Raw genomic sequence first — 15,152 nt, 5'->3', positions numbered from 1 at the left:
CTTGCTGCCCAAAAATAGGACCGCCCGAAGCCAGCTGCTGTGACGTCGGGCGGCGCCGTTTAGGCCAGTACCAGTGGGGCCGTCGTGCCGCGAGCGGAAGGATTGGCTCCGCCTTCCTGCGGTTGCTGCGCTTCGCTCGCAATGACTACGGGGCGTTGCCGTCAGGCTGCGGCGCCCGCTCCCGTCCTACAAATCCTGAAACTCCCAGGCCGTGCGGTAGGCGCCGATGTCTTCCACGTAGTTCACGAACTCGCGGTAAAAGGCATTGGAGCTGAGCGTGGCCGAGTCGCCGGTCAGCAGCAGCTTGCGGCGGGCGCGGGTCATGCCCACGTTCATGCGGCGGATGTCGGCCAGGAAGCCGATGTCGGAGGCCGAATTGCTGCGGGTGAGGGTAATGGCAATGATGTCGCGCTCCTGGCCCTGAAACGAGTCGACGGTGCCGATGCTGAGCTGCCGCTTGTTCTGCAGCGCCAGCAGCTCCGGAATTTCGTCGACGCGGTCCTTGAGGTAGTTGATCTGGGCGCGGTACGGGGCGATGATGCCGATGCTCAGGGGCTGGTGCTCGTGGTCCGTGGGGTGGTAGTCCTGCAGCAGCTCCACCAGGCGGCGCAGCAGCAGGTCGGCTTCCTCGGGGTTGGCCACCGAGGGCGAGTCGAGGATGCCCAGCTCGGAGAAGCCGCAGCCGGCCGTGTCGATAAACTCCACCGCGCCGGGCTCGGGCGGGAAGCGCAAATCGAAGGCGTGCAGATCGGCGCGGCGCACGCGCTCATCGGCCACCAGGCGCCCGCCGTAGAACTGGTCCGACGAAAAGCGCATGATGTCCTCGTGCATGCGGTACTGCACTTCCAGCATGCGCGCCGTGGCGGGCTGGCGGGTGATGCACTTCTCGAACAGGGTTTCGCGCAGGCCCTGGGCGGCCGCTTTTTCGCTCTTGACGGTGGGCGGCAGCTGGCAATGGTCGCCGGCCAGCACCACGCGCTCGGCCTTCGTTATCGGAATCCAGCAGCCCGGCTCCAGGGCCTGGGCGGCCTCGTCGATAAACACCGTTTCGTAGGTCAGGTGGCGAATGGCGCGGTTGGCCGCCCCCACCAGCGTGCAGGTAATGACCTGCACCTTGTCGAGCAAATCCTCGGTGATGTACTTTTCCAGCTGATCCGACTCCTGCAGCAGCTGGTGGGCCTGCTCCTTGAGGTGCTGGCGCTGCTGCCGCTCTTCCCAGCCGAAATGGCGCTTGAACTTGCCCGCTTCCTCGCGGTACTGCTCGGCCGTCTGCCGCAAGGACTTCAGCTCCGGGTAGTGCTTGTGGGTCATGATCTGCGCGTCGAGCGTGTGCTCCAGCAGCAGGTCCGATACCCGCGAGGGGTTGCCCATGCGGATGACGTTGACGCCGCGCTCGGCCAGCTTTTCGGTGAGCAAGTCCACGGCCGTGTTGCTCGGGGCGCACACCAGCACCCGCCGCTCCCGGCGGATGGTTTCCAGGATGGCCTGCACCAGCGTGGTGGTCTTGCCGGTGCCGGGCGGGCCGTGGATGATGGCCACGTCCTTGGCGGCCATAACCAGCTGCACAGCCGCCAGCTGCGAGGCGTTGAGCGGGTTGGGGTAGTAGAGCTTCTCCGCTTCGGCCACCGGCTTGAACTCGGCCGGGCGGTGGCCCAGCAGGGTGTCGCGCAGCTCCTGCAGGCGGCCGAAAGCGCCCTGCACCTTCTGCAGCGCAAATTCCATCTCGCGGTAGCTGACCTCGTCGAAGGTCAGGTCGATGCCCAGCTTGCCCTCGTCAATCCAGTCGGGCAGGTCTTCCTTGTTGGTGGCCAGCGTAATCTTGTTGCGGCGCACCGCCGTCACCACGCCCTGCAGCGTGGGCTTGTCGGAGCCGCCGCGGCCGGGGATGTTGCCAAACAGCGCGGCGTTTTTGCCGACCTGAAACAGGTGCAGCTGCTGGCTCTGGCCGGCGGGGCGCTCCAGCTCCAGCACCAGCTTGCCGCCGAAGCCGATGTCTTCCTTGGTAATCTTGACGGGGTACCAGCTCAGGCCCCGGCTCACGCGCTCCGAGATGGTACTCTTGGCGTTGCGCAGGCGGTATTGCTCCAAATCCTCCTGTTGCTCCAGCTTCAGCAAAGCCTGGACGCGGCGGAGTTCTTCGTAAACGGAGTCAGCGGGTAGGTGGGGGGCAGTGTCGGCCAACTTCTTCGGGCTTCTGATCTAAACGTAAACCGGGACAACAACCGTTGAACGGCAAACGTGCGGCCGAAGGTCGGGCAGAATTGTGGAATGGCCGGCCGGCGCGGCCCGCGGGCCGGGAAGTGGCGCCGGCGGCCCGGCAAAATTTCTCGGCCGGTTGCTGGAAAACCAGCGGCAGCGGGCGAAATTGCCCTGATTTTGCGGCTGCGCAGCTGCGCGGCGGCAGTCGTTACCGCACCTATCCGACGTTCGGAATGAAGAAACTCTACTTACTGGGGCTGCTGCTAAGCCTGCTGGCCCCGCGCGCCCACGCGCAGTGGCAGCGCATCTACCCGCTGGGGCTGTACGCCAACGACGTGTTTTTCGTGTCGGACCAGACGGGCTACGTGGGCGGCAGCTTCGCCAACAGCCGGGCGGCCCTGTTCCGAACCACCGACAGCGGCCGGACGTGGCAGGCCCTGACGCTGCCCGGCAACGCCTCGCGGGTGCAGTCGGTATGCTTCACGGCGGCCGATACGGGCTACGCCCTCACCGACGTGGCCCTGCTCAAAACCACCAACGGCGGGCAGAGCTGGCAGGCGTCCAGCGTCGGGCTCGGCGCGGGCTACGCGCACCGGCTGCGCTTCACCAGCGCCCGCATCGGCTACCTGAACACCTTCGACGGGGTAGTGTACAAAACCACCGACGCCGGCGCCAGCTGGCGCAACCTGAACGTGCCCCACAACAGCGGCGGCACGGTGCAGGGCGACCCGAGCACCCTTTCGATGGTGAACAACCAGGTGGGCTACCTCGCCGTCGATTTCAGCCTCTACAAGACCACCGACGGGGGCGGCAGCTGGCAGCGCCTGGGCCTGCAAACCAGCCGCTTCCGCACGGTGCACTTCCGCACCGCCCTGGAAGGCTACGCCGTCACGTCCTTCAACGGCACCTACCAGACGCAGGACGGCGGCCTGAGCTGGACGCGCCTGCCCGTGGGCAACAGCGCCACCCTGGTGTACTTCCTGAGCGCGCAGCGCGGCCTGTTCTTCTCCAACTACTCCTACATCAACCTCACCCAGGACGGCGGCCAGACCAGCCCCCAGGTGTACCAGTCGGGCTACACGTTCAGCTGGACGGGCGTGCACTTTCCCACGCCCGCGTTCGGCTGTGCCGTGGGCAACGACGGGGCCATCGTGCTGACCCGCGACGGGGGGCAGAGCTGGCAGATGGTCAACCCGGCCTCGACCAACCTGCGCGACAACTACGCGCTGCACGTGCGGCCCAACGGCGAGGGGCTGGTGGTCGGGGAGGCCGCCGGCCTGCTGCGCACCACCGACGCGGGCCGCACCTGGTCGGTGGACGAGCAGACGCTGCGCCAGACCTCGGAGTACGGCCTTTACTTTGCCGGGGCGGATACGGGCATGGTGCAGACCGTCAACAACGGGCTGTACTTCACCTACGACGGCGGGCGCACCTTCGACATGAACAACGGCCGCTCCGGGGCCTTCATCGGGCACCAGTCCTCCTCCGACTATGCGCTGGTGAGCGGCCGGGTTATCTACTCCACCGGTGGCTCGGTGGGCAGCCCTGCGCGCATCGCCAAATCCACCAACGGCGGGCGCACCTGGACCTACGCCCCGACGACTTTTCAGAACCGACTGGCCTCGCTGAGCTTCCCGACGCCCGCGGTGGGCTACGCCTGCGGCCTGGTGGGTAAGGTGGTCAAAACCACCGACGCCGGCGCCAGCTGGCAGGAAGTGGACCCGCCCGTCAACAACGACCTGCTGAAAGTGCGGTTTCGCTCGCCCGCCTTCGGGCTGGCGGTGGGCACCTTCGGGGGCATCGTGCGCACCGTGGACGGCGGCGCCAACTGGACCGTGGTGCCCAGCGGGCTGACCGGCAACCTGATTGCCCTGCACTTCTTCTCCGACTCGCTGGTGTACGTGGGCAACGAGGTGGGCGACCTGGCCCGCAGCAGCAACGGCGGCCGCAGCTGGCGCGTGATTACCACGGCCGCTGAGCGCGTGACGGACCTGCGCCAGTACCACTTTCGCGACGTGAACTCGGTGCTGGCCCTGGGCCGCACCGCCCTTTACCAGCGCGACCTGACCGACCGCAGCGGGGCGCCGCTGGCCGCCGCCGCGCCCGCCGCGCGCACCGGCAGCCTCCGGCTGTACCCCAACCCGGTCCGGCAGGCCCTGACCTTGGCCTACCCGCCCGGCTTCGTGCCGACGAGCCTGTGGGTGTACGACGCGCAGGGCCGCTGCCGGCGCCGGCTGGCGCCCGCCCGCGCCGCCGACCGGCAGCAGCTCGACGTGGCCACCCTGCCGGCGGGCATGTACCTGCTGCGCGTCGAAGACGCCCGCCACACGATTCTGACCACCCGCTTTATCAAGGAATAAGATGATCAAGTTATTTGCCGGCTTGCTGACCGGCGCGGCCCTGCTGGCCCTGGGCAGCTGCGAACCAAAGAAAAAGGAAGACCCCCGCCCGACCGACCCCGTCCCGGCCCGGCTTACGCTGGTGCGCGGCGGCACCCAGAGCGGCACCTTCGGCGCCTTCGTGCCCGACAGCGTGGTGCTGCAGGTGCAGCCGGCTGGCAATGCCCCGGCCAACGGCTACCTCGTGTCTTACCGCCTGACCGGCAACGGCTACGTGGAAGCCGCCAACAACTGGGGCATGCCGCGCGGCTTGCTGCGCGCCGACGCGCGCGGGCGCATCCGGGTGCGCTGGAGCCTGGGCTGCGACCTGCTGCAGCAGAAAACCACCTTCTACCTGTTCGATGCCAGCTGCGCCGACCCCAGCCAGGGCCAGTGCACGCCCCTGGACTCGGTGAGTGCGCGGGCCACGGCCCGCCAGGGCAGCGGCTGGGTGCGCGCCTGCGGGGGCGAGCCGATGAGCGGGGGGCTGCAGAGCAGCATCTGCAACTGCGCGGGCCGGCTCTACATGGTCATGGGCGGCAAGGGCTACGCGTCGCAGGACGAGGGCGTGAACTGGCGTCTGCTGCCGCTGCCCGCCGTCAACGACTACGTGCGCTTTCTGAAGTGCAACTCCCGCGGCACCGTGTACGCCCTGATGGAAAACAGCGGCGTACACGTTTCCAACGACCAGGGCGCCACCTGGACGGCCGTCAACAACGGCATCCTGGACCACCGCTACCCCATCGACCTGGTGGCGGAGGACAACAACGTGTTTGTGAGCTTCTTCAACGACGGGCTGTACCGCAGCACCAACAACGGGGGCTTCTGGCGCAAGCAGCTCGTGGCGGGCCAGTACTGGGAGCAGTACAGCCTGCTGACCCGCCTGCCCGGCGGCGAACTGTTTTTGGTGGACAAATGGAGCAACCTGTTTAAATCGACCGACAACGGCAGCAACTGGCTGCGCCAGACCCCGGCCGCGCAGTACGTGCGCAGCCAGGTGACGGCCCTGGCCGTCGACCACACCGGCAACCTGGTCGTCGGCTCGGGCGACGCCCTGCTGGCCGTGCTCAACCCCGCCTCGCTCACCGGCACCGTCAGCTCGTTCTACACGCCCCAGACGCACACGTCCCACTCCATCTACAACATCACCTCGGCCCGCAACCGGCTGTACTTCGTGGTGCTCGGCAACCTCACGCCGGGCGTGTACGCCGGCACGCCCGGTAGCTACGCGCTGGCCACCCCGGGCTTCACGCCGCGCATCTACAACTACTTCGTCAAGGCCGACGGCTCGCTGATGCTGATTACCGACAGCGGGGTGTATTACCACGCGCCCTGATTCGCGGCAGGCCCCCAAGCGCCGGACGGCCCCGCTACTGCTCGTAGCGGGGCCGTCCGGCGCTTGGGGGCCTGCGAGCGGGGCTGAGAGGGCGCGTCAGGGTTGCGCCGCCTTCGCCACGTCCTGGCCCTGAATGGCCGCCGCCATCAGGGCCGGAAACTTATCCGGGGTGCAGGCAAACGACGGAATGCCCAGCGCGGCCAGCTTTTCGGCCACGGCGCGGTCGAAGCTCGGGGCGCCCTCGTCGCTGAGGGCCAGCAGGACCACCAGCGTCACGCCCGCGGCTTGGAGGGCGGCGGCGCGCTTGATCAGTTCGGCCGGGTTGCCGCCCTCGTACAGGTCGCTGACGAGCACCAGGATGGTGTCGGCGGGGCGGGTGATGAGCTGCTGGCAGTAGGTGAGGGCCAGGTTGATATCGGTGCCGCCGCCCAGCTGCACGCCGAACAGCAGGTCCACCGGGTCCTGCAACTCCTCGGTGAGGTTGACCACGGCGGTATCGAACACGACCATGTGGGTGCGCACCGCCTGGATGGAGGCCAGCACCGCCCCGAACACGCCCGCGTACACCACCGAGGCCGCCATCGAGCCGCTCTGGTCCACGCACAGCACGATTTCCTTGAGCGCCTGCCCGCGCCGGCCGTAGCCCACGAGGCGCTCCGGAATGATGGTGCGCTGGGCAGGCTGGTAGTGCCGCAGGTTGGCCCGGATGGTGGCATGCCAGTTGATTTCGCGGTAGCGCGGGCGCGGGTTGCGCACGGCCCGGCTCAGGGCGCCCAGCACGGCCTGCCGCAGCGGGTTGGCCAGTTTCCGCTCCAGCTCCTGCACCACGCGCTGCACCACCTCGCGGGCCGTGTGCCGGGCCTTGGCGGGCATCACCCGGCCCAGGGACATGAGCAGGCCCACCAGATGCACGTCGGGCTGCACCGAGCGCAGAATTTCGGGCTCCAGCAGCAGCTCGTTCAGGCCCAGGCGCTCCATGGCATCCTGCTGCATCACGGCCACCACCGAGGCGGGAAAGTACTGCCGGATGTCGCCCAGCCAGCGCGACACGCGGGGCGCGGAGGAGCCCAGCCCGCCACGGCGCGCCTGGTTTTGCTGGTCGTAGAGCTGGGTCAGCACTTCGTCCATGCGGCCGTAGTCGGGCGAGAGGGGCACCGCGTTGTCGGCGTCGGCGGCCGAGCCGAGGACGAGCTTCCAGCGGGCGGCGTGGTCAGCGGGCATAGGGCAGGTAGCAAGAAGTGAAGGGCGGGCCGAGGCGCCGCCCGGGTATGGGAGGGAAGTGCCCCGCCCGGCGGGCCGGGCGGCAAGTACGCAGGCAAAACCGGCCCGGGCAACTCCCGCCCGGGCCGCGCGTTCCGCGAAGGTGGGCCAAGTGGGCGGGTTTGGGCTAATTTCGGGCTTTTGCCCGCTATTCGATATGAACCGATGCCCTCGTGCGCTGCGCAGCTGGAGCGTTTGGCTGCTGCTGGCCCCTGCCGCCTGCACCAGTACCCGCCCCGCCCGGCCCCTGGACGCCCCGAGGGAAGCCGAAGCTGCGGCATCCGCCGTGCCCGTGGAGCCGGGCGTGAGCCGCCGGCTGGCCGAGTACCGCCGCCAGCAGCTCAGCGGCCTGAGCTACGCGTTGGCCCTGACAGTGCCCGCCGACAAGCAGGCCGATATTCAGGCCGTTGAAGTCATTCGCTTCCGCCTGCAATCGGCGGCCCAGCCGCTGCAGCTCGACTTCAAGGAGCAGACCGAGCGGCTGCGGCGCCTGACGGTCAACGGCCGGGCCGTGGCCATCGACCACCGCGCGGAGCACCTGGTCGTCCCGGCCGCTGCGCTGCGGGTGGGGGCCAACGAAATCGGCCTCGAGTTTCGGGCTGGCAACCTCTCGCTGAACCGCAACGACGACTTTCTCTACACCCTGCTGGTGCCCGACCGCGCCCGCACGGTCTTCCCGGTGTTCGACCAGCCCGATCTGAAAGCCTCGTTCAAGCTTACCCTTGACGTGCCCACCGGCTGGCAGGCCCTGGCAAATGCCCCGCTGGATTCCACCCAGCTAAAGCTTGACGGGCTGCTCCCTGGCTCGACTACCTACTTCTTCGCCCCGTCCGATACCATCAGCACTTACCTGTTCGGCTTCGTGGCGGGGCGGTTTCAGACGGCCGAAAGCCCGGCCGCCGTCGGGCCGGTGGCGGGCCGCAATCTGCACCTGCTGCACCGCGAAACCGACGCGGACAAGCTGCGCCTGAGCTTGCCGGCCATTTTCCAGATTCACCGCGCCGCGCTGGGCTTCCTGGAGCAGTACACCGGTATTCCGTACCCGTTTAAGAAGCTGGATTTCGCCGCCCTGCCCGATTTTCAGTACGGCGGCATGGAGCACGTCGGGGCCATCGACTACAAGGCCAGCACGCTGTTTCTGGACGCGGGCGCGACGCAGGACCAGCTGCTGGCCCGCAGCAGCCTCGTCAGCCACGAAACGGCCCACATGTGGTTTGGCGACCTGGTGACCATGCGCTGGTTCGACGACGTGTGGATGAAGGAGGTGTTTGCCAACTTCATGGCCGACAAAATCACCCAGGTGGCCGTGCCCGGGGCCAACTACGACCTGAAGTTCGTGGTGGACCACTTCCCGGCGGCCTACGGCGTGGACCGCACCGCCGGCGCCAATGCCATCCGTCAGCCCCTGGCGAACCTGCAGGACGCTGGCTCGCTCTACGGCAACATTATCTACCACAAGGCGCCCATCATGATGCGCCAACTGGAGCGGCTGATGGGCGAAGACGCCTTCCGCGAAGGGCTGCGCGAGTACCTGCGCACCTACGCCCGCGGCAACGCCACCTGGCCCGACCTTATCCGCATGCTGGACGCGCGCACGCCCGCCGACCTGCAGGCCTGGAACCAGGTGTGGGTCAACCAGCCCGGCCGCCCGGTGTTCGACTACACGCTGCACACCAGCGGCGGCAGCATCAGCAGCCTCACGCTCACGCAGCGGGCCGAGGACGGCAGCACGCGCCTCTGGCCGCAGCGCTGCGAAGTGCAGCTGGTGTACCCGGACGGCCGCAGCAAGGAACTGACGGTGAACCTGACCCAGCCCGAGGTGACGGTGCCCGCCGCCGCCGGGGAGCCGGTGCCGCTGTTCGTGCTGTTCAACTCCTCGGGCCTGGGCTACGGCGTGTTTCCGGTGGACGACCAGCTCGGGGTGCCGCGCAGCTACAGCTACAAGGAAATGGGGCAGGTGCTGGGCCAGCGCTTCGCTCTGCTACCGAGCCCCGTGGCGCGGGCGGCCAGCTACGTGAACCTCTACGAGAACGTGCTGAGCCGCCGCTACCTCACGCCGCGCACCCTGCTCGACGTGTACCGGCAGCGCCTGCTGCACGAGCCGGAGGAGCTGAACCTGAAGCTGCTCACCGCGCAGCTCGGCGACCTGTACTGGAAGTTTCTGCGGCCGGAGCAGCGCCAGGCCCTGGCCGCCACCTTGGAACAGGAGCTGTGGTATGCGCTGGAGCGGAACCCCGCGCCGAACCAAAAGAAGCTGCTGTTCAAAACCTATCAGTCGGTGGCGCTGAGCCGCACGGCCCAGCAGCGGCTGTACCAGATCTGGGATGGGCAGCAGCCGCCCGCCGGCGTCAAGCTCACCGAGGACGACTACACCGCCTTGGCCCTGGCCTTGGCCGTGCGCGACTACCCTGCCCCGGACCCCATCCTGCCCCGGCAGCTCGCCCGCATCCAGAACCCCGACCGGCAGCAGCGCCTGCGCTTCCTCATGCCGGCCCTGGCCCCCGAACAGGCCACCCGCGACCATTTCTTTGCCTCGTTGGCCGACGCGCACAACCGCGAAAAGGAGGCCTGGGTGGTAACGGCCCTGGGCTACCTGCACCACCCGCTGCGCGCGGCCGCCTCCGAGCAGTACCTGCCGCAGAGCCTGGCCTTGCTGGAGGAAATTCAGCAGACCGGCGACATTTTCTTTCCCCACAACTGGCTGCAGGCCACCCTGGGCTATTACCAGACGCCCACCGCCGCCTGCACCGTCCGCGGCTTCCTGGCCGCGCATCCGCAGTACAACCCCCGGCTGCGCGCCAAGCTCCAGCAAGCCGCCGACGACCTGCTGCGCGCCGAGCAGCTGACGGGGCAGTAAGGGGCGTAGGTATCATGCGCCGGGGGCGCCTTGGAGCAGGGATGCAACCTGCCTGCGGTTTACTGACCGTCATTGCAATACGTAGCCGAGCACCCGCAGGAAGGCCTGGCCAACCCATTCGCTCGCGGCGCAACGGCCCAACCGGCACTGCCCACAACCGCCCCGCCCAACGCTGTCGTTGTGCAGGTTCGGGCGGGGCGGTTTTAAGTCTGTAGCTATTGTGGCGGCGTTGCTGCTGGAAGAAGGATTGGCTACGCCTCGCAATGACTACCGGGTGTTGCCGTTGGCCGCGGGCTCGGGTCTGCGGGGCTGATTGCGGCGAAACAAGCCTACGCCACCCCCAATAGCTCGCGCAGCACCGGCAGCACCCGCCGGCCGCGCTCCAGGTCGAGGTCGACGGCTTCGGTGGCGGGGCCGACGCCGGGGCCGCTGACGGCCAGGGCCAGTACCTGCTGCCGCTCGGGCGGGCTGAACTCGGCAAAGGCGCGGCGCAGCAGGGGCACGGTTTCCTGGAAGGCGTCTTCCGCGAGGCCCGCCAGCCAGGCGTCGAGCAGGTCGAAGAGCACTTGGTTGTGGATCAGCAGCAGGCCCGAACCGCGCAGAAAGCCTTCGATCCAGGCGGTGGCGTAGGCGGTGGGCTGGGCGGCGGCCAGGGCCAGGCCCAGCAGGCGGGCGGTGTCGTCGGCGGGCAGCTGCTGGGCGTCGAAGAGCAGGCGGGCGGCGGCCCCGGCCAGCAGGCCGCTGCTGGCCGGCTGCCGCGCAATGGCGTCGAGGGCGGCGTACCAGTCGGCCTGCTGGGCGGCGTCGGGGAGCAGGGCCACGGCCTGGTGGGCGGCTTCGAGGCTTTCCAGCAGCGCGCGGGCGGCGTCCACGTCGAGGCCGGTGGTGGCCCGGGGCAGCGAGATGCAGAGGCGCGGCACCAAGTGATGCACCACCTGGGCCACCTGCCCGGCTTCGGTGCGGCGCACGTTGCCGTAGCGCAGCACCTGCACCAGCGGGGGCAGGGCGGCCAGCAGGTGGGCCACGTCGCGGGTGCCGGCGCTGATGGTTTCGAGCCGGGCCACCAGGGCCGGCAGGGCCGGGGCGAGGTCGGCGCGCAGGGCCTCTTCCAGCAGCTGGCTGATCTGGGCCAGGTCCTGGGCTTCGCTGGCGCGGTGGCCGGCGGCGGCGCTGGCGGCCGCGAGGATGGTGTTGCCCCAGCGGCCGGCTTCGAGCACGGCCAGCACCAGCTCGGGCTTCCACTGCAGCTCCCACACTTCGTGGAAGGTACCGCTCTTGCCCGATACCCGCTGCGGCCGGCCCCAGCGGATGCCCAGCAGCTGCAGGCGGTGCAGCAGGTGGCTGCGGCCCAGGTCGGTGTCCTTGCGCAGGTCCAGGGCCAGGGTTTTCGCGGCGGCTTCGGGCTTGAGGCGCAGGGCTTTCTGGTGCTGCGCCAAATCCTGCTGCAGCGGCGAGGCCGGCAGCTCTTCCGGCACCTGGCCCAGCTTCTGGCCGATAACCAGCTGCTGGTGCACCAGGCTCAGCACCTCGGCGTAGCCGCCCCCGAAGATGCTCACCGCCGCTTCCTGCAGCTCCTCGATGCCCGGCAGGGCCAGCCCGCGCACGGCCGCCAGCGCCTCCGCCAGCCGCACCCCCTCGATGGCGTGGGCCGACGAGGCATCGATCTGTTGCTCCCGCAGTAGGTGCGCCGCCCGCACCATCCAGTGCGTGACCACCGCGGCGTGGGGCTGCTCAAACAGCAGCTCGTACCACGCCGGCGACACAACGCCCGCCCCGTAGCCCGACTGCCGGGCCAGCCGCTCGTAGGTCCAGGGCACCCAGGTGGCTTCGGTGGGCGCCTTCTTCAGGCCTTTCAGCCGGGCTTTGTCGTCCTTGGCGTAGGCCGCCAGCCCCTCGGCGCGCAGCACCGGCGCGTGCCAGGCCCCGCACACCACCGCCACGCGCTGGTAGCCCTGCTTGAGCGTGGTGCGCAGCGTCTCGCGCATATAGGCCTCGCGCAGCAGCGTTTCCGCCGATTCGGGCTGGGCCAGCGCCTCGCGCAGCGCCGTCATCATCTGCAGCACCACCGCGAAGGCGTCGGCGTGGCCGGCGGAGTGCTCAATGCGCGCTTCCCACCACCGCTCCCCGTCGGCGTAGCCGTCGAGGCGGGCCAGGTGGGCAATGGGGTCGAGGCGCAGCGGGGGCGCCTCACGGGACCCCGCCGGGGCCGGCCCCCTCTCCGAGGGAGAGGAGGAGCCTGACGGCGCGGCTTCGTTTTCGGCGGCCTGGGCGGCTTCGTCCGCGGGCGCGGCGGTTTCGCCGGGCAGGTGTTCCACCGAGTCGGGCAGGGCGAAGCGCAGGGTCATCGGCAAATCGAAGGCGCGCAGGTGGGCGCCGTGCTGCTGGCACCAGCGCACGGCCTGCCACTCGGGCGAGAAGTAAGCGAAGGGCAGAAACGTGGCCTGCTGGTGCTGCCTGGGGTTGTAGACGAGCAGGGCCACCGGCGGCTGCAGGGCCGCGTTGGCTACTTCGGCCAGGGCCTTTTCGCCGTCGGCGGGGCACTCCAGCAGCACGATGTCGGGCTGGTAGGCGTCAAGGGCCTGCAGCAGCGAGGCGGTGCTGCCGGGGCCGTGGTGGCGGATGCCGAAGAGGCGCAGGTCGGTGGGCATGATAATTTAGGATTTAGCCCAAGGCACTATTTCTTCATCTGAACCAGCCCAACGAGCTTTTAAGCATCTATTTCGGTATGATTCATTGAAGTTTAATATATAAAGAAGACATAGTTCGGTATACCATAGCCCTATTTGTAGTGCTTCATACTGAGACATTGAAGGTATATCCATTAATTTTCTTCTCTTTTCTTCTTGTGAATGGACAATGATATTTCTGATCTGTACAAAAACGTCAGGCCCATCAGGTTCTTCGTTTTTGATTGTTTCAAATAGTTTAATATTATTGAGTATTGCTTTTAAATTTTGGGGTATTTTTACTGGTAAATTTATTTGATTTAATAATAGTCTTATTTTATTCGAGGCTGAAATATTTTCTGCATCACGACCAATTAATATTCTTTTTTGCTCAATAAGGAGCCAATTGTATATTAGTTCTAATGCAGTTTGTGTCAATACGATTGATCCTTCAGTAAAAGCTGCATGTCCATTTGCTTCAATATACCAGTGGATAGCGCCGCTCAGGAAATTCTGGTCACTCTTATTTTTCCATAATTTATTAAAGTTTTGCCAAGCCTTAACTAGTCCTTCGTTATTAAATTTCTGTGCCCATGAAAAAACAGGCTTATACTGATCTGTGAATCTAGGTGTGAAGTCTTGCCAAATAATCTCGTTATTAAAAACCCCATTCAAAAAAAGTAAAGAACATCTGCGGCCATTTATAAATGTTAAATATGTGGAGAATGAATGGACTAAGTCTTGTATTTCGGATAGTTTTACTGGGTTTCTTTTATTTGTAATTGTTCCGTTGTGTAATATAAAATAACCTCCTTGATCATTTAAGTTGTCTTCTTTGTCTTTGAAATTTTTAGATTCTTTGATAGATATTGACCAATCTTCATAAGTAAAGATTAATTCTGTAGTAGCTAGTCGTCTAAAATTCGCTATGCTGAAATGAACCGAGTCAACTGGTATATTGCCTTCGCCAATAACTGCCTGGCCAGGTATTATTCCTTTTATTGTTGTATCTTTAGAGATATTTACTTGATTGATAAAACCCTTCCCAAATAGAAGTCCATTAATTATAATGTCGGTTTTTTCATCATGATTAAAGAAAGCTATGTGGTCTGGGTTGTCATGCTCATGATGTTGATGTATTCCTTCGAATCTTACCATTGCATCAGGAAGCCATTTGAAATATATTTGTCCATTTAGAGTTGCAGTGCCAGTAAGATTGGCTAGTTGGAAAAGGCCTTTGTAGATGCTGATTGCCTCGTTAGGTGAGGCCATGGCAGTAGTTTTTTGGGTGTCTTGATCTTGCATTGCTGTATTATTATTCGTTTGTAGATTTCTTACTCCACCACCTCCCGGCAGGCCCGGTACAAATCCTTCCACCCGTCGCGCTCCTTCACCACGGTTTCCAGGTATTCCAGCCACACCACGCGGTCCTGCACCGGGTCTTTCACCACGGCGCCGGTCAGGCCGGCGGCCAGGTCGGCGGCCTGCAGGGTGCCGTCGCCGAAGTAGGCGGCCAGGGCCAGCCCGCTGTTGAGCACCGAAATGGCTTCGCCGGTGCTCAGGGTGCCGCTGGGGCTTTTGAGCTTGGTTTTGCCGTTCTCCGTCACGCCGCCGCGCAGCTCGCGGAAGATGGTCACCAGGCGGCTGATCTGCTCCAGGGCGGCCGTGGTGGGCGGCAGCTGCAGGGCCCGGCCGGTTTTCTCCACCCGGCTCTGCACAATCTGCACTTCCTCGGCCACCGACGTGGGCAGGGGCAGCACCACCGTGTTGAAGCGGCGGCGCAGGGCGCTGCTCAGCTCGTTCACGCCCTTGTCCCGGTCGTTGGCGGTGGCAATGACGTTGAAGCCGCGCGTGGCCTGCACCTCGGTGGCCAGTTCCGGCACCGGCAGCACCTTTTCCGACAGCACCGTAATCAGGGCGTCCTGCACGTCGGCCGGGATGCGCGTCAGCTCTTCGATACGCACCAGCGCCCCGTCCTGCATGCCTTTGAGCAGGGGGGAGGGCACCAGCGCCGCCGCCGAGGGCCCCTCGGCAATCAGGCGGGCGTAGTTCCAGGAGTAGCGGATGGCGTCCTCACTAGTGCCGGCCGTGCCCTGGATGAGCAGGTTCGAGTGCCCGCTGATGGCCGCCGTCAGGTGCTCCGATACCCAGCTTTTGGCCGTGCCGGGCACGCCCAGCAAGAGCAGGGCGCGGTCGGTGGCCAGCGTAGCTACGGCAATTTCCATCAGCCGCCGCTGCCCGATGTACTTGGGCTCGATGGCGAAACCATTATCGAGCTGGCCGCCGAGCAGGTACGTGACCACGGCCCAGGGGGAGAGCTGCCAGCCGGGCGGTTTGGGCCGGTCGTCGGCGGCGCGCAGGGCGGCTAGCTCTTCGGCGTACTGCACCTCGGCGTGGGGGCGCAGAATGTTATCGGGGTTGGGCGTGGCGGACATGGCGAAGTAGGTGGAACGTAA

Annotated in this window: 8 protein-coding genes; 3 read left to right on the top strand and 5 right to left on the bottom strand. The window is 65.9% G+C overall.

Going from position 1 to position 15,152, the window contains the following annotated elements; translation table 11 throughout:
• Positions 1–186: 186 nt before the first annotated feature.
• Positions 187–2,181 (bottom strand): AAA domain-containing protein, encoded by a 1,995-nt coding sequence (locus DLM85_RS04780; RefSeq protein WP_111476902.1) that lies wholly within the window; start codon positions 2,179–2,181, stop codon positions 187–189.
• A 251-nt stretch (positions 2,182–2,432) separates the two neighbouring features.
• Between DLM85_RS04780 and DLM85_RS04775 the strand changes: the two genes are divergently transcribed.
• Positions 2,433–4,559, top strand: coding sequence for a YCF48-related protein (locus tag DLM85_RS04775; protein WP_111476901.1), 2,127 nt, complete (start codon positions 2,433–2,435; stop codon positions 4,557–4,559).
• A 1-nt stretch (position 4,560) separates the two neighbouring features.
• The gene (locus tag DLM85_RS04770; protein WP_111476900.1) at positions 4,561–5,913 is read left to right on the top strand and encodes a WD40/YVTN/BNR-like repeat-containing protein; all 1,353 of its coding nucleotides are present in this window, start codon (positions 4,561–4,563) and stop codon (positions 5,911–5,913) included.
• A gap of 96 nt (positions 5,914–6,009) precedes the next feature.
• On the opposite strand, the gene DLM85_RS04765 is transcribed toward DLM85_RS04770, so the two are convergent.
• Entirely contained in the window at positions 6,010–7,134 is a 1,125-nt protein-coding gene (locus DLM85_RS04765) for a VWA domain-containing protein (protein ID WP_111476899.1), read from the bottom strand.
• A 196-nt stretch (positions 7,135–7,330) separates the two neighbouring features.
• Here DLM85_RS04765 and DLM85_RS04760 point away from each other — a divergent pair, with 196 nt between their 5' ends.
• Complete coding sequence (locus DLM85_RS04760) at positions 7,331–10,030, top strand: M1 family metallopeptidase (RefSeq protein ID WP_111476898.1); 2,700 nt, start codon at positions 7,331–7,333, stop codon at positions 10,028–10,030.
• A 329-nt stretch (positions 10,031–10,359) separates the two neighbouring features.
• Here the strand turns inward: DLM85_RS04760 and DLM85_RS04755 are convergent, their stop codons facing one another.
• Genes DLM85_RS04755 through DLM85_RS04750 form a run of 3 tightly spaced genes read right to left on the bottom strand, consistent with a single transcriptional unit; the run spans position 10,360 to position 15,131 of the window.
• On the bottom strand, positions 10,360–12,678 hold the full coding sequence (locus DLM85_RS04755) for a DUF5682 family protein (RefSeq protein WP_111476897.1): 2,319 nt from the start codon (positions 12,676–12,678) through the stop codon (positions 10,360–10,362).
• Positions 12,679–12,684: 6 nt separating this feature from the next.
• Positions 12,685–14,115 carry a YopA family protein gene (locus tag DLM85_RS24945; RefSeq protein WP_133256904.1) on the bottom strand — a complete coding sequence of 477 codons (1,431 nt, stop codon included), beginning with the start codon at positions 14,113–14,115 and terminating at the stop codon, positions 12,685–12,687.
• A complete protein-coding gene (locus DLM85_RS04750; RefSeq protein WP_111476896.1) occupies positions 14,031–15,131 on the bottom strand; it encodes an ATP-binding protein in 1,101 nt (366 codons plus the stop codon). The genes DLM85_RS24945 and DLM85_RS04750 overlap by 85 nt, the downstream gene beginning before the upstream one ends.
• Between the last annotated feature and the right edge of the window lie 21 nt (positions 15,132–15,152).

Source organism: Hymenobacter edaphi (assembly GCF_003258365.1).
Classification (GTDB): Bacteria; Bacteroidota; Bacteroidia; order Cytophagales; family Hymenobacteraceae; genus Solirubrum; species Solirubrum edaphi.
Note: the sequence above shows the minus strand (reverse complement) of the source record. Positions and strands in the feature narration are given on the sequence as shown.

What these genes read in the sequence shown, in the direction of transcription:
- DLM85_RS04775 (WP_111476901.1), top strand. Translation starts at nt 2,433, where the DNA reads ATGAAGAAACTCTACTTACTGGGGCTGCTGCTAAGCCTGCTGGCCCCG.
- DLM85_RS04770 (WP_111476900.1), top strand. Translation starts at nt 4,561, where the DNA reads ATGATCAAGTTATTTGCCGGCTTGCTGACCGGCGCGGCCCTGCTGGCC.
- DLM85_RS04765 (WP_111476899.1), bottom strand. Translation starts at nt 7,134, where the DNA reads ATGCCCGCTGACCACGCCGCCCGCTGGAAGCTCGTCCTCGGCTCGGCC.
- DLM85_RS04760 (WP_111476898.1), top strand. Translation starts at nt 7,331, where the DNA reads ATGAACCGATGCCCTCGTGCGCTGCGCAGCTGGAGCGTTTGGCTGCTG.
- DLM85_RS04755 (WP_111476897.1), bottom strand. Translation starts at nt 12,678, where the DNA reads ATGCCCACCGACCTGCGCCTCTTCGGCATCCGCCACCACGGCCCCGGC.
- DLM85_RS04750 (WP_111476896.1), bottom strand. Translation starts at nt 15,131, where the DNA reads ATGTCCGCCACGCCCAACCCCGATAACATTCTGCGCCCCCACGCCGAG.